Source organism: Erwinia sorbitola, assembly GCF_009738185.1.
In the GTDB taxonomy this organism is placed as follows: domain Bacteria; phylum Pseudomonadota; class Gammaproteobacteria; order Enterobacterales; family Enterobacteriaceae; genus Erwinia; species Erwinia sorbitola.
Genome location: NZ_CP046509.1, coordinates 3,495,581 through 3,513,053, shown reverse-complemented (window position 1 = coordinate 3,513,053; position 17,473 = coordinate 3,495,581). Strand labels below are relative to the sequence as shown.

The window sequence follows — 17,473 nt, the reverse complement described above, 5'->3', positions numbered from 1 at the left end:
GGGGCGAGGGATGCCTCGCCCAATCAGGTTAAACCGGGCACTCTGCCGGTGTCTCTACCGGGCTAAGTAGCAGCAAATTCAACATACTATTGGCGATCTCCCGCTCGCCCATCACCACGCGATCCGCGCCGCGCTCCATAATATAATCCACCTCGTCGTCATAATGCGCACGGGCGATAATCTCAATATTCGGGCGCGCTTCACGTGCAGCAATGACAATCTCTCCGGCTTCATAGCCGTTAGGAATGGTCAGCAGCAGCCAGCGCGCGCAGTCCAGGCGCGCCAGTTCCATAATATCGCCGCGTGCGGCATTGCCCAGCACCGCTTTTATCCCCTGCTCGCGTAATGCCTCAATCCTTGGACGACTGCTCTCAACGACCACAATCGGAATACCCGCCTCCATCAGGCGGCTGCCCAGCAGACTGCCAACACGACCGAAGCCGACAATCACCGCATGATTACACAGATCCACCGGGATCTGTTTCTCTTCCTCAATCGCCTCTTCCATCGTCTGTTCTTCGATGGTCTCGGTTTTTTCAAGATAGCGTTCCAGCACGGCAAACAGGATCGGGTTCAGCATAATCGACAGAATAGCGCCCGCCAGCACCAGATTGCGCCCGCTATCTGGCAGCAGGTTCAGGGAAATGCCCAGACCTGCAAGAATAAAGGCGAACTCACCGATCTGCGCCAGACTGACGGAGATGGTCAGTGCAGTGCGTTTTGAGTGGCCGAACAGCATCACCAGGAACAGCGCTACCAGTGATTTACCAAATACAATAATCGCCAGCGCACCCAGCACCGCCAGCGGCTGTTGGATAAGGATCATCGGATCAAACAGCATGCCGACGGAAACAAAGAACAGCACCGCAAATGCATCGCGCAGTGGCAGGGTATCGTGAGCAGCGCGGTGGCTCAGTTCGGATTCGTTCAGTACCATACCGGCAAAGAAAGCACCCAGCGCGAAGGAGACGTCAAAGAACTCGACCGCACCAAAGGCAATCCCCAGCGCCAGTGCTAATACCGCAAGGGTAAACAGCTCGCGTGAACCGGTCGCTGCACTGCGGGCAAGGATCCACGGCACCACGCGTCGACCCACTACCATCATCAGCACCATAAAGGCCACAACCTTGCCAATGGTAATCAGCAGATCGAGCAATACCGCAGTAATGCTGGCATTACCCTCTTCAAACAGCCCGGCAACAGCGGGTAGCAGTACCAGCGCCAGCACCATCATCAGATCTTCGACAATCAGCCAGCCAATAGCAATCTGCCCGCGCTGACTATCGATTAACTGCCGCTCTTCCAACGCACGTAACAGCACCACGGTACTGGCGGTTGAAAGGCAAAGTCCGAATACCAGACCTGTCATCATTGGCCATCCCAGCGCCCACGACAGCCCCATGCCTAATAGCGTGGCGGCAGCGATTTGTGCAACAGCACCCGGGATGGCGATGGACTTTACAGCCATCAGGTCTTTCAGAGAGAAGTGCAAACCCACGCCGAACATCAGCAGGATCACGCCCAGTTCAGCCAGTTCCGGTGCCAGATTAGTATCGGCAACAAAGCCCGGGGTGAAGGGGCCGGCGAGAACGCCAGCTAACAGATAACCAACAAGAGGAGAGATGCGCAGGCGATTAGCCAGCATACCAAAGAGGAAGGCGAGAACTAAGCCTCCCACAATGGTGGTGATAAGCGGGGTAGTATGATGCATACCTGTCTCCTTTTGTGTGCATACTCGACATATCCAAATTGCAGATACCTGGGCGACACCGGCTCACAGGGCTATTGTGTTTCAGGAGACCCGCAGGCTTGCCGTTATCCAGCAACTTAAACTATCCAGAATGTAATTGTGTCCAGTTGTAAGTTTTCAAGTGTATGGCATATTGCTTAATGACGCTTGTGATTATTAGCCTTAATGGCAAAAAAACTCGATCATTGAAGGAAATGTGGCACAGAGTGCGATTTTAGACAGTTATCAGAGCAAGAGGCTGACGTTACAAGAGAGTGAGCCGGTGCCAAAAACAGTCATCAGCACCGGGCAGGGCTATTTATGGCGGTTATCGGGCAGGAAAGCCGTCAGGATCCCCAGAAGCGGTAGATAAGCGCAGATTTGATAAACCAGCTCAATCCCTTTGTGGTCAGCAACGACACCCAGCACCGCTGCACCCAACCCACCCATACCGAAAGAAAAACCAAAAAACAGGCCTGAAACCAGCCCGATACGACCCGGCATCAGCTCCTGAGCGTAAACCAGAATGGCTGAAAACGCGGAAGCCAGCACAAAGCCAATCACTACCGAAAGTGCACCAGTCCACCATAAGTTGGCATAAGGCAGCATCAGGGTAAACGGGGCGACGCCAAGGATAGATGCCCAAATCACTCGCTTACGACCAATTTTATCGCCGATTGGGCCACCAATCACTGTTCCCGCTGCCACCGCAAACAGGAACATAAACAGATGTAGCTGCGCATTCTGTACGGAAAGCCCGAATTTATGCATCAAATAAAAAGTGTAGTAGCTGCTCAGGCTGGTGAGATAAAAGTATTTTGAGAAAACCAACACCAGCAGAATGGTGATGGCAAACGCCACCTGGCGGCGTGGCAGCAAGCTTACCGCCGGGGCAGCATGGCTTTTTGCCACGCGATTCTGAGTTTGATACCAACGACTAATCTGCAACAGAACGATAATTGCCAGCAGGGCTGCCAGAGAAAACCAGGCTATATTGCCTCGGCCATAAGGTGCAATCAGCAATGCAGCCAGCAGGGGGCCAAGTGAACTGCCAAAGTTTCCGCCTACCTGAAACAGTGACTGCGCAAGGCCATGTCGTCCGCCGGAGGCCATCCGCGCCACGCGCGAGGATTCAGGATGGAATACGGAAGAGCCGGTTCCCACCAGTGCCGCTGCAACCAGAATCATCGGGAAGGTGGTGGCCAGTGCCAGCAGTACCAGGCCACAAAGGGTAAACCCCATGCCGATCGGCAGCGACCACGGTTGCGGATATTTATCGGTAAAGTGACCAATGATCGGCTGTAACAGCGAGGCGGTCATCTGATAGGTCAAGGTGATCATACCGATTTGCACAAAGCTGAGGGAAAAGTCATCGCGCAATAAAGGATAAATCGCCAGGATCAGCGACTGAATCATATCATTAAGTAAATGCGCTACGCTGATAGCGCCAAGTATACCAAATGAAGTTCGGCGAACCGGTGCTTTAGAGGAAGAAATAGTCTGATCGCTTGCCATTGAAATAACCCGTCAATTTTTATGTTTTTAACTGGAAATCGGAAAATTTGTTAACGTGCTAATAACATAAGGTACAGTAAATATCATTTAGCGTTAAGCCTGATACCCGTCATACTTCGACGTGCAGGATCGTTGGCTCTTCCTCACTTACCCCAGTCACTTACTGATGTAAGCTCCTGGGGATGCGCTGCGTTGCCGCCTGCCAGCATCCGTTATTTCAGGTCTACTATTAGACCGTGTGGGTATAAAAATTTCTGTTAATACGGTTTTTCAACAAGGAGGGTCATAGTGCCATTATGTAAAAAAAGTCTCGCCAGCGTGCTGGCGGTGGCATTGTTAAGCGCCCCGTTTATGGCTCAGGCATGGGTGAAAGACCGTGTCTATAAGTTCACTGTGCTGCACACCAATGACCACCATGGACGTTTCTGGAATAACGAGCAGGGCGAATATGGCCTGGCCGCGCAAAAAACCATGATGGATCAGATCCGTTATGAGGTGCAGGCTCACGGTGGAGCAACCCTGATCCTCTCTGGCGGAGATATCAATACCGGTGTTCCGGAATCTGATTTACAGGATGCAGAACCTGATTTTCGCGGCATGAACCTGATTGGCTATGATGCGATGGCCATCGGCAATCACGAATTTGATAACCCGCTCTCCGTCCTGCGCAAGCAGCAGAAGTGGGCGAAGTTCCCGCTGCTATCGGCCAATATTTATCAAAAAAGTACCGGGAAACGCCTGTTCCAGCCCTACGCTCTGTTCAACCGGATGGGCCTGAAGATCGCGGTTATCGGACTGACCACTGACGATACGGCGAAAATCGGCAACCCGGAAAATTTCACTGATATTCTGTTCCATAAACCTGCCACCGAAGCTAAAGCAGTAGTGGAAGCACTGCGGGCGAAAGAGAAGCCAGATGTGATTATCGCCGCAACCCATATGGGCCATTACGATAATGGTCAGCATGGATCCAACGCTCCGGGTGATGTGGAGATGGCGCGCGAACTGCCCGCCGGTTACCTCGATATGATCGTTGGTGGGCACTCGCAGGATCCGGTATGTATGGCGAAAGAGAATGTGAAGCAGGCTGACTATGTGCCGGGCACGCCATGTACGCCAGATCGTCAAAACGGTACCTGGATCGTGCAGGCTCATGAGTGGGGTAAATATATCGGGCGCGCAGACTTTACCTTTGTTAACGGCAAGTTGACGCTGGATCATTACGAGCTGGTACCGATCAACCTCAAGCATAAAGTAAAAAATGCTGACGGCAGCACCACATGGGTGAACTACACCGCTGAAATCGCCAAAAATCCGGCAATGCAAAAGCTGCTGACGCCATTTCAGAAAAAAGGTGAAGCACAGCTTGGGGTGAAAATCGGTAGCGTTAACGGGCGGCTGGAGGGCGATCGCAGCAAAGTCCGTTTTGAGCAGACCAGTATGGCACGTCTGATACTGGAAGGGCTGATTGAACGTACCAAAGCTGATTTCGCTATTATGAGCGGTGGCGGGGTGCGGGACTCAATTGAAAGCGGTGCTATCACCTATAAAGATGTCCTGAAAGTTCAGCCCTTTGGTAATACGCTGGTCTATATCGATATGAAAGGCAGTGAGGTAGAAAAATACCTCGCGGTTGTGGCTAATAAGCAGGTTGATTCCGGCGCTTATGCGCAGTTTGCGCGCGTCAGTCTGACAGCAGACGGTACCGGCGTCAGTAATATCAAAATCAACGGCAAGCCGCTGGAAGCTGATAAAATCTACCGCATGGCGACTCTGAGCTTTAACGCCACGGGTGGCGATGGCTATCCGGTAGTGGATAAGATGCCTGGCTATGTGAACACCGGTTTTGTCGATGCCGAAGTACTGAAACAGTATATTCAGAGCCATTCCCCGCTTGATGTAGCGAAATACCAGCCCGCCGGTGAGATCATCTATCAAAAAGCCGCAGAGAAAGAAGGGAAAGAAGAGAAAACAGAAGAAAAGGCGGTAGAGAAAACGATAGAGAGCGGGAAGCCAGCCGCACCTAAACAGTGGCGTCCGATGAAAATGGAGACAGCCGCTGCGCATTAACCATCAGTCAGATGTCAGCAGAAGGGCGGCTGTTTTGCCGCCCTTCATGTACAGAATGCCGTTTAGCCGTGTTTATTTAGCCGTGTTTATTTAGTGGCTGAGAATGTCTGGATGTAACAATACGGTCGCGTATTTTGTCATACAGCCAGTTATAAACCACGGTATACGGCAGGAAGAACAAGAAAAAGCCGATTTCAATCATCAGTGCCTGCCACAGGCTGATTCCCAGCATCCAGGCGGCCAGCGGCAGGCCAATCAATATAAAGCCACATTCAAATGCCACCGCGTGAAAAATGCGCAACCCTAAGCCGCGAGTAACCTTGTCGCGCGGCCAGAGGCGGTCAAACCCGGCGTTATAAATCATGTTCCAAATCATTGCCACGGTCGACAGCATAATCGCCAGCGCGCCCATCTGGAACAGGGGCTTATCCATAATCCATGCGGCAGCAGGTGATACCAGCGCAATTGCCAGAACTTCGAAACCTACAGCATGGAAAAAACGTTCTTTTAGTGAACGACCAGACATACGTCCTCCTTAATTTATTATTCCCGCTATTTTCCACGTTTTATTTGCTAAGATAAAATTATCAGCCATCGATAAAAGCGATATATCTTTGCGTTATTCACCGGAGTCTCTGGAAGCCTTTGTGCAAACTGTCGAGAGTGGATCGTTCTCGGCGGCAGCGCGTGCGCTGCGAAAAAGTCAGTCCACCATCAGCACTTCGGTGGCTAATCTTGAAAACGATCTCGGTTTTGCGCTGTTCAGCCGGGAGTCTCGTAATCCGGTGCTGACTGAAAATGGTCAGCGTGCACTGGTACAGGTCAAAGAGATTTTGGCCGCAGCCGCGCAGCTGGATGAGCTGGCGATCCGTCTTGCCGGCGATGTAGAGCCCTGTCTGCGGCTGGCGATCTCCGATTTCTGGCAGGCGGATTACCATGAGTCGCTGCTGCAACGCTTCGATAGTCGCTATCCGGATATCGAATTTGAGTGCATGATCGCCGAAGATGCCGACGTCATCGACCTGTTGCAGAGTAACCGTGCCCACATTGGCGTAGTACGCGTACAGGATCACTATCCCGCTGATATCACCGTGCAGCGTCTGCAGGTGGAAGCGCAGATGGCCATTTTCCTGCACCAGGATCATCCGCTGGCACAACAAGATATGGTCAGTGAAGCAGAATTAAAGCAGCTGCGTGAGCTGAGGCTGAATACCTGGGTTGAACGCACGCCAGCGCCAACGGGAAGGGTATGGCTGGCACAGTCTTATCTGCTGCTGCTGGAGATGGCGGAGCAGGGCTTTGGCTGGAGTATCCTGCCGCGCTGGCTGACTGAGCAGTTTGGCCACCAGAAACTGCGTGAGCTGCGTGTGGCTGGGTGGCCGCAGCGAATCCAGGTGGATGTGGTGTGGTCACGACGTACGCCGCCAGGCCCGGCAGGGCGCTGGATGGTGGATCAGCTGCTGGCCCAGCGCTCTGGATAGTGCAGTTTAATCGGTGCGTTTTGCGATGTCGGCGAAGCTGGCGTTCAGTAGCCGTGCCAGATCCTGCGGTGCCAGCTCAATATCCAGCCCGCGCTTGCCGCCGGAAACATAGATGGTGGCAAACTGTTGCGCCAGGTGGTCAATGACGGTCGGCAGTCGTTTTTTTTGACCCAGCGGGCTGATACCACCCAGCAGGTAGCCGGTACTGCGCTGGGCAAACTGCGGGTCAGCCATCTCAACCTTTTTTACACCCAGAGCTTTTGCCACTTTCTTCAGGTCAAGCTGCCCGGCGACCGGCGTCACCGCCACTGCCAGGGTTTTATTATCACCGTTCAGGGCGACCAGCAGGGTTTTATACACCTGATCGGCATTAAGATTTAGTTTGCGCACCGCTTCGTCTCCGAAGTTGGTTTCACTGCTGTCATGCTCATAGGGGTGCAGCGTAAATGCGACTTTTTGTTTCTCAAGCAGTATTACTGCGGGTGTCATAACCACTAACCTTCTGTCAGATATTGCAGAAAAGGGTGAACAATTGATGAACAAAAGTGCTGGCGAAAATTTACGCTTTGAGCGACAATCTTGCCCGCGTCAGCTTAACCGCTGAGACGATAACAAAAATCATAAATATGTCCTTATTGACGGGCCGATAGAGATATCGGCCTTTTTTTTACCCGTTCGCCAGCAGTCCACGCAGGTTTCCTTCACCGTACAGATGCAGGGCACCTACCGCAACTACATAGCGCCCGGGTGGTAGCTGACGTAAAAACTGGCACCATTGCTGGTTACGCTGGTGCATTAACATATCGTTGAGACTATTACTGAAAGTACTGGGCAATGCCAGTTTTCCGATGCTGCCTGGCGGCGCTTCCAGCCACCAGCTGACCATAGTTTGCAGCAATCGTGCATTAGTTTGCCAGTGCTGTAGCGTATCTTCCAGCAGCGGCAGGCCGTTATCCGGCAGCGATTTCAGCATCGTAAGCTGTGCTTCTGGCCCTTCCAGCTCAATGACTTTTCTCTGTTGATCATGCGCTGCCTGGAGCAGCTGGTAGTCAATACCGCAGTCGGCACGTAACCCCAGGCGCTGTGCCTGCTGCGCCTGGAGCATCAGTGCTATCTGCCAGGCGGGCAGCGTATCCACACGCGACAGGTCGATGTTCAATTCTTCACAGTGGCGTTGCAGTTTTTGTAACTGTTCTTCGGAGAGGCGCAGGGCCAGCGGCGGGCACAGGTCGCTCTCGCTGAAGGGAGAGGCCCCGGCGGTGATATCAGCCTCAACAATCAGCGCGTCGGCCTCCTGAAGACGTTCATGCAGCACCGCCGGGAGAGGCTTCATATTACGTGTGCCCATATGAATACTACCCACCAGGTGCAGATGGCGACGGCCTTCCAGCGTAATATCCATGGCGGGATAGCGGTAACCCACCGAAAACAGCCTGCGCCACAACGTCTGAAACCTGTAAATAATATTCGCCATTTTTCTTCGCCTTATGCTGTCAGTCACACCATGCTAGCGTGATAAGTCGCTGACGGACAGGGCAAAACGCAGCACTTGTTGTTTGAATTACGACTGCGGCGGCCTGTAGCGAATCAGACGATTGGCGTTACTCACCACGGTAATCGATGAGAGTGCCATCGCCGCACCTGCCACCACCGGACTGAGCAGAGTACCTGTTAACGGATAGAGTACTCCGGCAGCTATCGGGATGCCGCAGGCGTTATAGATAAATGCCCCGAGCAAATTTTGCTTCATATTGCGCAAGGTAGCCTGAGAGATCGCTAACGCATCCACTACGGCATTAAGATCCTGACGCATCAGCGTGATAGCAGCTGTTTCAATCGCCACATCGCTGCCGCCGCCCATGGCGATGCCTACATCGGCCTGCGCCAGCGCCGGAGCATCGTTAATACCATCGCCAATCATCGCCACCTGCTGGCCCTGCTGTTGGAGGGTGCGAATTGCATCGGCTTTCCCTTCCGGCAGCACGCCAGCAATCACCCGGTCGATACCGGCCTCGCGCGCAATAGCATTTGCCGTGATTTCGTTATCACCCGTCAGCATGACCAGCTGATAGCCGCGTTTATGCAACCGCTGGAGCGCGCTGATACTCTCTTTACGCAGCGGGTCACGAATAGCAATCAGAGCGACTATTTTACCTCCGGCAGAGAGTAATACCGGTGTGGCACCGCTTGCGGCCTGCTGTTCCAGCTGTTGCGTGACAGCCCCGGTGGCTATCTGCTGTTGCGCCATCAGCGGCGGATTACCTAGCAGCAGGGGGATCCCGTCAAGTATGCCGCTGACGCCCAGACCAGGTATGGTGCGGAATTGATCGATTTCAGGCAGAGCGGGCAGGGCAGCGTGCTCAATGATTGCCCGTGCCAGAGGATGGCTTGAACCCTGTTCCAGCGCAGCGGCCTGGCGCAGCACAGTGTGCATATCCGCGCCGTTAAATAGCAGCACGTCAACGACGCGCGGTACGCCTTCGGTCAGGGTGCCGGTTTTATCAAACACCAGGGTACTCAGGGTGCTGGCGCGTTGCAGTGCATCGGCATCCCGCACCAGGACGCCGAACTCAGCGGCGCGCCCGACGCCTGCAATAATTGACATTGGCGTAGCCAGCCCCAGTGCGCATGGGCAGGCAATAATCAGTACGGTGGTGGCAATCACCAGGGTGTAAACCATCTGTGGTGCCGGGCCGACCAGATACCATACGAAGGCACTAAACAGCGCTATCGCTACCACCAGAGGGACAAACACCGCAGAGATTTTATCAGCCAGCTGTCCGATTTCCGGCTTACTGCTCTGCGCATGGCGTACTAACTGAATAATACGCGACAGGGTGGTGTTTTTGCCGATGGCGGTGGCGCTAAACAGTACGCTGCCGTCCTGTAGTACGGTGCCTGCATGTAGCGTGTCTCCCGGCGATTTCTGCTGCGGGATAGCTTCTCCGGTCAGCATGGCTTCATCCAGCCAGGCTTCACCGCGCAGGATGGTGCCATCTACCGGCACGCGATCTCCCGTAGTGACGCGAAGTGTCATGCCGAGCTGCACCTCACTGAGAGGCAGCGTTTGCTCACCGTTTTCTGTTACCACGCGGGCGGTGGGCGGTGTGAGATCCAGCAATTTTTCCAGCGCTTTTGAGGAGCGCTGACGGGCGCGCTGCTCCAGCATATGGCCAAGGTTTATCAGGCCGATAATCATCGCACTGGCTTCATAATAGAGATGGCGAGCCGCCATAGGGAACAGATCCGGCCACAGATTGACCGTAATAGAATAGAGCCAGGCGGCAGCCGTGCCCAGAGCCACCAGCGTATCCATAGTGGCGCTGCGATTTAGCAGACTGCGCCATGCACTGCGATAAAAGTGCCCCCCGGCAATAATCATTACCAGCAGGGTCAGCACTCCCGCTACCAGCCAGCCGCTGCGATTTTCTGCGGTCAGCATCATATTGTCACCGATCATTCCCCAGCCCATCATGGGAATGCCCAGCGCCAGCGCCAGTATTGCCTGCCAGCGGAAACGTTTCACCGCAGCTTGCGCGGTTTGCTGCTGTTTTTCGCGGCGTTTCACGTCATCTTCAATGATTTCAGCGCTATATCCGGCACGGATAACCGCATCGGTTAGCGCTTCTGGCGATGCTGAACCCATCACCAGGGCGCTGCGTTCGGCAAGGTTGACGCGAGCCTGGCTGACACCGGGTACATTTTGCAGTGCGCTCTGCACGCGGCTGACGCAGCTGGCGCAGCTCATGCCGTCGATCAGCAGCTGATAGCTGTCGGGTGTGTCGGTTGGAGTAGACGCCGGAAGCTCGGGCGGGGACGCTGTCAGCGCTTCCGGCTGAGGTTCTGATTCTGTCAGCGTATCAGGCTTTGGGTGCGAGTCTCCTGCTGACAGGCTGGCGTGGTAGCCCGCCTGCTCAACGGCAGCTATCAGCGCATCTGCGCTGGCTTCACCGGTAATGCGGGCTTCATTGATACTGACTTCCGCCTGCTCGACGTCATCACGCTGTTCCAGCGTCTCTTTCACCCGTTTAACGCAGTGACCGCAGGTCAGCCCGTTCAGGGCTAAGGTGGTTACTTGTGACATATTATCACTCCTGTTGATCCGGTTTGACCCGGTGGGGGTTTTACATTAGTTATAGAGGTTAAACCTTCCATCAAGGGGAAGGTCAAGGAGCAAAAATGAATATCAGCGATGTGGCAAAGAAGACAGGATTAACCCCCAAAGCGATCCGTTTTTATGAGGAGAAAGGGCTGGTGACGCCACCGCTGCGCACTGAGAATGGCTATCGTAGCTACAGCGCTAAACATCTGGAGGAGTTGACTCTGCTGCGCCAGGCTCGTCAGGTCGGATTTAATCTTGATGAGTGTCGGGAGATGGTCAGCCTGTTTAACAATCCGCAACGCCATAGCGCAGATGTAAAGGCGCGGACGCTTAGTAAAGTGCGGGAGATCGAGAATCACATCAGTGAACTTCAGCTGATGCGTCAGAAACTACTCGACCTCGCCGCCAGCTGCCCGGGAGATGAAAGCGCAGACTGTCCGATTATCAATCATCTGGCCGGATGTTGCCGCAGCGATAAACCGGCTTAAAGCTGCCGACGCACGATGCGTAAAGTGATGCCTTCCACTGCCACTACGGTAATTGGCGTTCCTGCGGGCAGTTCTTCATCAGCCTGTACACGCCAGTTACCGTCACCAATACGCACATGGCCGAACCCATTAATCAGCCCTGAATCCAGCGTTAGCTGGCGGCCAATCATCTGCTGGCCGCGCTGATTCAGGGTTGAGGGCGGATGGCGTCGATCGCGGTTTTTCAGCCAGCGATACCACCACAATGCGGCAATAATGGTCAGCGCAGCGAAGCTTAACCCCTGCCACTCCCATGGCATCGGTACCAGCCATACCAGCAGGCTAACCAGAACGGCAGCCACACCGCTCCAGAGCAGGTAACCGCTGGTTCCCAGCATTTCAGCCGCCAGCAGCAAACCGCCCAGCGTCAGCCATATTATCCATGGGTTAGCGAGCAGTTCATCGATCATCAGCGTTTACGCTCCGCTCTGCTTTCGCCCAGCAGTTCACTAATTCCGGCAATGGAACCCATCAGGCTGCTAGCTTCCAGCGGAAGCATAACCACTTTACTGTTGGTTGAGGAGCCGATGTTTTGCAGGGCGTCGGTATATTTCTGCGCAACAAAATAGTTAATTGCCTGGATATCGCCTGCGGCAATGGCTTCAGAAACCATTTTTGTTGCCAGAGCTTCAGCTTCAGCGCTACGTTCACGCGCTTCCGCAGCAAGGAACGCTGACTGACGCTCACCTTCGGCTTTCAAGATCTGCGACTGTTTTTCCCCTTCAGCACGCAAAATTGCGGCCTGACGCACCCCTTCCGCTTCCAGAATATCGGCGCGCTTGGTTCGCTCGGCTTTCATCTGCGCGTTCATTGAGGCAATAAGTTCAGCTGGTGGGCGAACATCGCGAATCTCAATACGGGTGATTTTGATGCCCCAGGGGTTAGTGGCTTCATCGACAATATGCAGCAGGCGGGTATTGATGTTATCGCGCTGCGAAAGCATTTCATCCAGCTCCATTGAACCCAGCACGGTGCGCATATTCGTCATGGTCAGGTTGATAATTGCCAGCTCAAGGTTGCTGACTTCATAGGCTGCACGTGCAGGATCGACCACCTGTATAAAACACACCGCATCAATGGTAACGCTGGCGTTATCTTTTGAGATGATTTCCTGCGATGGGATATCCAGCACCTGCTCCATCATATTGATTTTACGACCAACGCGATCCATAAATGGGATCACAATATTCAGGCCGGGTTGGAGCGTGGTGGTATAACGACCAAAACGTTCGACAGTCCACTGATAACCCTGTGGGACGATTTTTATGCCTGACCAGACGAGAATCAGAGCCAGAATGATAATGACGGGAATCACAGTCAACATGAAAAAAAAACCTCCGGATTGTTATAAGCAGGACGGATTCGCTTCTGTCCTGTACTAATAGTTTGCTGTATTAGTAATGAAAAGCATAGTTTTGATCGTGCATTTTTTCCGCTGGTCAGATTATGTTTGCCAGTCTTTTGCTTTCAGACATTAATCTACAGAGAGATCAATATTTTTCAGGAATCCTGTGATCGGATCTGCGCGTCGGCGGAAGAGGGATACAATTTCTTTTACTGCCTTACCTGCGTCCGCTTTCCAGGCTAAAGAGAGTGGCGAAGGTTGGCGTTCATTCCCTACTTCAAGAGGGACTAACTGGCCGCTATCAAGGTATTTCTGACAGATTTTCTGCGGCAGAAATCCTACTCCCAGGCCTTGCAGATGGCATTCCAGCTTACTACGCAGGTCGGGAACTTTGATTTCATTCTGTCCTGGTAGCAACCACGCAATTCGTTTGGTGAGATTACGTGACGTATCTTCCACGTTAATTGCAGGATAGGCACGCAACTGGTCTTCATGCAGAGCACCGATATGGGATGCCAGCGGGTGCTGGGGGGTTACGACACACTGCCAGCTGATATCGCCCAGCTTTAGCAACCTGACCTCGTTTGCCAGCGATTCAGAGCCGGTTGCGCCTATAGCCAGTTGAAAACCATCATGCAGTAACGTATCCCACACGCCCATATAGACCTGTCGTGAGATAAGAAACTGAGTAAGGGGAAATTTTTTATTGAGATAAGCCAGCAGGCAGGCGATAGCTTCCGGACTGTAGAGCAGGTTATTGATAACAATATTTACCTGACGTTCGACGCCCTGATTGATTTGCTGTAGTTCGCCAGGCATACCATCCATCCAGGCTAACCACTGGCGGCACTGCTCAAGCAGATGAACACCTGCCGGGGTTAACTGAACTGTGCGGGTGGTGCGTAAAAAAAGCTGCGTACCAACATCTTCCTCCAGCATTTTTATGCGATAGCTGATGGCCGCTGGCGTCTTAAACAAGGTTTCAGCCGTTTTGGAGAAACTATTGCTCTCCGCTACATTGATAAACGTTCGAATCGTTTCCTGATCAAGCACAGATAATAGGCTCCCGGTAGGTATTGGCCGTCAAACGGACATTAATCGGCTAGCCTAACAAAATAGGATTCGTAGAATAATGATTCAGAGCTAAAAATAGCCTTAAATATGATTTTGAGTTGAGTTTTAAGATGAAATAGCACAATGGGCCACCTCAAATGGCAGGTGGCCCGGAGTGTATTACTTAGCAATCAACGTCGCGGTTACAGTCTTTTGAGTAAATATAGCTGAACGCTTCGTGGCCAACGCCATAAGCGGCCTGCGGTACATAGGCTGCCATAAAGATATAGTCGCCTTTTTTCACCGGCATCCATTCGTTATCAAGGTTATAAACGCCCTGGCCGGACAGGATTAATGCGCCATGCTCCTGAACGTGAGTTTCAATATAACCGTGGCTGGCACCCGGCTTGAAGGAGAGGATATGAATGTTCATATCAAAGCCCAGGTCTTTCGGCAGTAAGTCCTGAAGCGCAACATCAGTCATGCCTTCATAGTCGATTTTCTCTAAACGGCTGACGTTATCACTTACTACGTGTGCTTCGTAGCCTTTGATACGCTGATAGCGGCGTTTGTAGAGGAACAGCTGGCTTGGCTTACCGCCATTGGTGTTCTCAAGACGCATTGTCACACCTGCCGGACAGAAGAGATAACCGCCGCTGGTGAGTGGATAATCTTTGCTGTCGGCGGAAGCGGTAATCTTCCCTTCAATGACGTAGACGAAGGTTTCAATTTCTTCACCACCGAAGCCTTCGCGATTGCCACCACCGTCGTGAAGCGTGACCACATAATCGACGAACGTTGCGCCCAGTTTTGGTGTAGACAGAATAGTGACATCACAGTTTTCAAAACCCGGAATGATGTTACGAACTAATCCGTCTGTCGGGATCAATGCATAGTTATCGCGCTTAATAATTGAACGTGAAGCTAAAATATCCTGCGGATAGCCTGTTTGATTATTCAAATAACCCATTTTTTAATTCTCCTGATATATAACGGGAACCACGCTGCGGCGATCCCCCATTCAACATTAAGCCTGTACTGGCGTCTGGCGATCGTTCTTTTGTTTCATCAACACGTTAATAGCAAAGAAGATGATGGTGCCGACCAGAAGAATGGCCGCTGAGATGTAGAAGCCCATCACTTTTGAGCCTGTGCTGTCAGAAATCATGCCGGTGAGGAAAGGCGCGATAACTGAAGACAACATGCCGAAGAAGTTAAAGACGCCAAAGCTGGTGCCATAACCTTTCTTAGGCGCGTTATCTGCGATAAACGAAATCAAGATTGGGTCAACCGCCAGTTTGCCGAGCAGTCCATACAGAATCAGGCTGACCAACAGGATGGTGGAGTCTGGAGAAATTACGGTACAGACCAGCATCACGGCAGCACAGATTTCGAGGAAGATAATCAGCTGTACTTTCTTGGAGCGGAAGCGGTCAGACATACGGCTGAAGAACAAGGCACCTGGAACAGATGCGAAGGCCACCAGGGCTGCTGAGAAACCGATAGCCACGCCTTCAAACCCGCGTTCCTGCTGCAGGAAAGAGGGGAGCCAGGTCACGATCATGTAGTAGCCGTAGCAGGTGGCGAAGTACATCACATAGGCTGAAACCATGCGAGCGCTGAACAGTCCGCTGCTTTGAGGAGCGGTTTCTTCTTCAGTCACTGCCGCAGGGCCAGAAGATGTCGTCGCCTGTGACTGAGCATATGAACCGCCTTTGATCACGACGGCGAACACGACAGTCATTATCACCAGCATTGCGGTAATAATAAACATCATGAGCTGCCAGTCCATTTCCATGCTTTTAACCAGCAGGCTGGACGCGATCAGACCGATAGCCATCCCCAATGCAGAACCGCTATTGATTACCGCCGTTGCAAAACCACGGCGTTCCAGCGGAATATTCTCTGATGACAGCGAGTAAGCCGATCCGTAGTAAGAGCCGCAGCCTATACCAGCAAGCAGGCTACCTGCATAAATCATCGACAGGCTGCTGGCATTACCAATCAGCAGGGTGGCGATAATAAACAGGCAGAAGCCGGGGATCAGTACCACTTTTTTACCAAACCGGTCGACCAGCATCCCCGCAGGGATCTGCATACCGGTATAGGAGAAGAAGTAGACACTGGCGATCAGACCCATTTCGGCGTCAGAATGCGCGCCGATGGTGTTCTGAATTTCAGGGAATATCGGCGTAAGAATTGTGCGGTAAATCCATATTACTGCCCATCCAAGGCAGAGGATCACCACAATTTTCTTCCAATAAAGCGGATCTGACGTTGCGTTAGTGGTTACATTATTTTTGCTCATATATTGCCTCCCTGCTCCGTATAAGCAAGTTGATACAGGGTATGTGCCAGCATTCTTACCCCTTCATCAAGATCAGCCTGATTGGTTTTTTCTGCTGGGTTGTGGCTGATACCGTTGATACTAGGCACAAAAATCATGACTGTTGGTACACGTGGTGCGAAAATCTGTGAGTCGTGGCCTGCACCGCTGTGCATCAGGCGATAGTTTGCTTTGTTGGCTTCACACAGATGACTCAGACAGGCAACCAGCTGCTTGTCCATTGGAATTGGATCTTCATCCATCCACAGGTCGATTTCGGCTGTTATTCCCATTTCACCTGCGATTCTCTGGATATCTGCTTCGATTTCTTTGGTGAAACGTACCAGGGTAGCTTTATCCGTATGACGGCAGTCTATGGTGAAATGAGTGAACCCAGGAACCACATTTACGGTGTTAGGTTTTGGCTCAACTTTGCCGAAAGTCAGTACCAGCGGGTCGCCTTCTGCGCGCGCCTTTTCGATGGACTCGTAGCAAATACGGCTGAAGGCATAAACTGTATCTTTGCGATAGCTCATCGGCGTGGTGCCAGCGTGATTCGCTTCACCTTTCAGGCGGATGTCATAGCGGCGTTGACCAACAATACTGGTCACTACACCGATATTTTTTCCTTCGGTCTCCAGTACTTTGCCCTGTTCGATATGTAGCTCAACAAAAGCTGCAATATCACTGCGCACCGGCTCACTTTCAGGACGGAAATGAAAACCAGCTGCGTGCATGGCATCGACAAAATTAACGCAATCTGCATCGCAGATATCACGTACATCTTCAGCCTTGGCAGAGCCAACAATATTTTTACTTCCCCAAAAAACGTAAGGGAAGCGGCTGCCTTCTTCCTCTGCAAGCGATACAACTTCCAGAGTGCGCAGTGGTGCGCCATAGGTTTCTTTCAGATATTTGATCGCCATAAAACTGGCTTCAATACCGAACTGCCCATCAAGGTTGCCACCGTTGACCACCGTATCAATATGGGAACCTGTCAGGATAACCTTGTCGGGATATTTACTACCGGTCAGACGGCCAAACAGGTTACCGACAGCATCCCGGGATGTAGTTAAACCAGCAGTTTCAAATGCCTTTTTTAATGCGAGCTGGGCATCAATCCATTCTGGTGTATATAACAATCGTGTCATACCACCGGTAGGGTCAGCACCTATTTTTGATAGCCATTCGGAAGATTCTTTTATTTCTGGTTTGAAGTCTTTCATCTTGATTTCCCCGTTCTCATTATCCCGGGACAATCACAAAACTAAATAGCAGTTAATTATGCTATAGCTCTGCTGTTGCTAAGGGGATGTTTGAAAATA

General features: G+C 52.2%; 15 protein-coding genes. 3 read left to right on the top strand and 12 right to left on the bottom strand.

Annotated elements, in window-relative coordinates:
- Positions 1–28 precede the first annotated feature (28 nt).
- Both ybaL and GN242_RS15910 read right to left on the bottom strand, forming a co-directional pair.
- The gene (ybaL, locus tag GN242_RS15915; RefSeq protein ID WP_154752330.1) at positions 29–1,711 is read right to left on the bottom strand and encodes a YbaL family putative K(+) efflux transporter; all 1,683 of its coding nucleotides are present in this window, start codon (positions 1,709–1,711) and stop codon (positions 29–31) included.
- Between the two features lie 333 nt (positions 1,712–2,044).
- Positions 2,045–3,244 (bottom strand): MFS transporter, encoded by a 1,200-nt coding sequence (locus GN242_RS15910; protein WP_154752329.1) that lies wholly within the window; start codon positions 3,242–3,244, stop codon positions 2,045–2,047.
- Between the two features lie 288 nt (positions 3,245–3,532).
- Here GN242_RS15910 and ushA point away from each other — a divergent pair, with 288 nt between their 5' ends.
- A complete protein-coding gene (gene ushA, locus GN242_RS15905) occupies positions 3,533–5,314 on the top strand; it encodes a bifunctional UDP-sugar hydrolase/5'-nucleotidase UshA (RefSeq protein ID WP_156287820.1) in 1,782 nt (593 codons plus the stop codon).
- Between the two features lie 76 nt (positions 5,315–5,390).
- Here ushA and GN242_RS15900 read toward each other — a convergent pair whose 3' ends face one another.
- Positions 5,391–5,840 (bottom strand): multidrug/biocide efflux PACE transporter, encoded by a 450-nt coding sequence (locus GN242_RS15900; RefSeq protein WP_154752328.1) that lies wholly within the window; start codon positions 5,838–5,840, stop codon positions 5,391–5,393.
- Between the two features lie 88 nt (positions 5,841–5,928).
- Here GN242_RS15900 and GN242_RS15895 point away from each other — a divergent pair, with 88 nt between their 5' ends.
- Positions 5,929–6,795 carry a LysR family transcriptional regulator gene (locus GN242_RS15895; RefSeq protein ID WP_154752327.1) on the top strand — a complete coding sequence of 289 codons (867 nt, stop codon included), beginning with the start codon at positions 5,929–5,931 and terminating at the stop codon, positions 6,793–6,795.
- 6 nt (positions 6,796–6,801) lie between these two features.
- On the opposite strand, the gene ybaK is transcribed toward GN242_RS15895, so the two are convergent.
- The 3 genes from ybaK to copA form a co-directional block, all read right to left on the bottom strand.
- Entirely contained in the window at positions 6,802–7,284 is a 483-nt protein-coding gene (gene ybaK, locus GN242_RS15890; RefSeq protein ID WP_154752326.1) for a Cys-tRNA(Pro)/Cys-tRNA(Cys) deacylase YbaK, read from the bottom strand.
- A gap of 178 nt (positions 7,285–7,462) precedes the next feature.
- The gene (locus GN242_RS15885; RefSeq protein ID WP_154752325.1) at positions 7,463–8,269 is read right to left on the bottom strand and encodes a TraB/GumN family protein; all 807 of its coding nucleotides are present in this window, start codon (positions 8,267–8,269) and stop codon (positions 7,463–7,465) included.
- Between the two features lie 87 nt (positions 8,270–8,356).
- Entirely contained in the window at positions 8,357–10,879 is a 2,523-nt protein-coding gene (copA, locus tag GN242_RS15880) for a copper-exporting P-type ATPase CopA (RefSeq protein WP_156287819.1), read from the bottom strand.
- 95 nt (positions 10,880–10,974) lie between these two features.
- On the opposite strand from copA, the gene cueR reads away from it, so the two are divergent.
- Positions 10,975–11,385 carry a Cu(I)-responsive transcriptional regulator gene (gene cueR, locus GN242_RS15875; RefSeq protein ID WP_154752323.1) on the top strand — a complete coding sequence of 137 codons (411 nt, stop codon included), beginning with the start codon at positions 10,975–10,977 and terminating at the stop codon, positions 11,383–11,385.
- Here the strand turns inward: cueR and GN242_RS15870 are convergent.
- From GN242_RS15870 to allC, 6 genes are all read right to left on the bottom strand, one after another.
- Complete coding sequence (locus tag GN242_RS15870; RefSeq protein WP_156287818.1) at positions 11,382–11,834, bottom strand: NfeD family protein; 453 nt, start codon at positions 11,832–11,834, stop codon at positions 11,382–11,384. The genes cueR and GN242_RS15870 overlap by 4 nt on opposite strands.
- Positions 11,834–12,748 carry an SPFH domain-containing protein gene (locus GN242_RS15865; protein ID WP_154752321.1) on the bottom strand — a complete coding sequence of 305 codons (915 nt, stop codon included), beginning with the start codon at positions 12,746–12,748 and terminating at the stop codon, positions 11,834–11,836. The genes GN242_RS15870 and GN242_RS15865 overlap by 1 nt, the downstream gene beginning before the upstream one ends.
- A gap of 150 nt (positions 12,749–12,898) precedes the next feature.
- Complete coding sequence (allS, locus tag GN242_RS15860; RefSeq protein ID WP_156287817.1) at positions 12,899–13,822, bottom strand: HTH-type transcriptional activator AllS; 924 nt, start codon at positions 13,820–13,822, stop codon at positions 12,899–12,901.
- Positions 13,823–14,006: 184 nt separating this feature from the next.
- Entirely contained in the window at positions 14,007–14,792 is a 786-nt protein-coding gene (gene allE / locus GN242_RS15855) for a (S)-ureidoglycine aminohydrolase (RefSeq protein ID WP_154752320.1), read from the bottom strand.
- A 57-nt stretch (positions 14,793–14,849) separates the two neighbouring features.
- Positions 14,850–16,130, bottom strand: coding sequence for an MFS transporter (locus tag GN242_RS15850; protein WP_154752319.1), 1,281 nt, complete (start codon positions 16,128–16,130; stop codon positions 14,850–14,852).
- Entirely contained in the window at positions 16,127–17,374 is a 1,248-nt protein-coding gene (allC, locus tag GN242_RS15845) for an allantoate deiminase (protein WP_156287816.1), read from the bottom strand. The genes GN242_RS15850 and allC overlap by 4 nt, the downstream gene beginning before the upstream one ends.
- Positions 17,375–17,473 lie beyond the last annotated feature (99 nt).

Coding starts and splice junctions, on each gene's coding strand:
- allC (WP_156287816.1), bottom strand. CDS start 17,374: ATGAAAGACTTCAAACCAGAAATAAAAGAATCTTCCGAATGGCTATCA.
- cueR (WP_154752323.1), top strand. CDS start 10,975: ATGAATATCAGCGATGTGGCAAAGAAGACAGGATTAACCCCCAAAGCG.
- GN242_RS15910 (WP_154752329.1), bottom strand. CDS start 3,244: ATGGCAAGCGATCAGACTATTTCTTCCTCTAAAGCACCGGTTCGCCGA.
- GN242_RS15870 (WP_156287818.1), bottom strand. CDS start 11,834: ATGATCGATGAACTGCTCGCTAACCCATGGATAATATGGCTGACGCTG.
- GN242_RS15900 (WP_154752328.1), bottom strand. CDS start 5,840: ATGTCTGGTCGTTCACTAAAAGAACGTTTTTTCCATGCTGTAGGTTTC.
- GN242_RS15885 (WP_154752325.1), bottom strand. CDS start 8,269: ATGGCGAATATTATTTACAGGTTTCAGACGTTGTGGCGCAGGCTGTTT.
- GN242_RS15865 (WP_154752321.1), bottom strand. CDS start 12,748: ATGTTGACTGTGATTCCCGTCATTATCATTCTGGCTCTGATTCTCGTC.
- copA (WP_156287819.1), bottom strand. CDS start 10,879: ATGTCACAAGTAACCACCTTAGCCCTGAACGGGCTGACCTGCGGTCAC.
- GN242_RS15850 (WP_154752319.1), bottom strand. CDS start 16,130: ATGAGCAAAAATAATGTAACCACTAACGCAACGTCAGATCCGCTTTAT.
- allE (WP_154752320.1), bottom strand. CDS start 14,792: ATGGGTTATTTGAATAATCAAACAGGCTATCCGCAGGATATTTTAGCT.
- ybaK (WP_154752326.1), bottom strand. CDS start 7,284: ATGACACCCGCAGTAATACTGCTTGAGAAACAAAAAGTCGCATTTACG.
- ybaL (WP_154752330.1), bottom strand. CDS start 1,711: ATGCATCATACTACCCCGCTTATCACCACCATTGTGGGAGGCTTAGTT.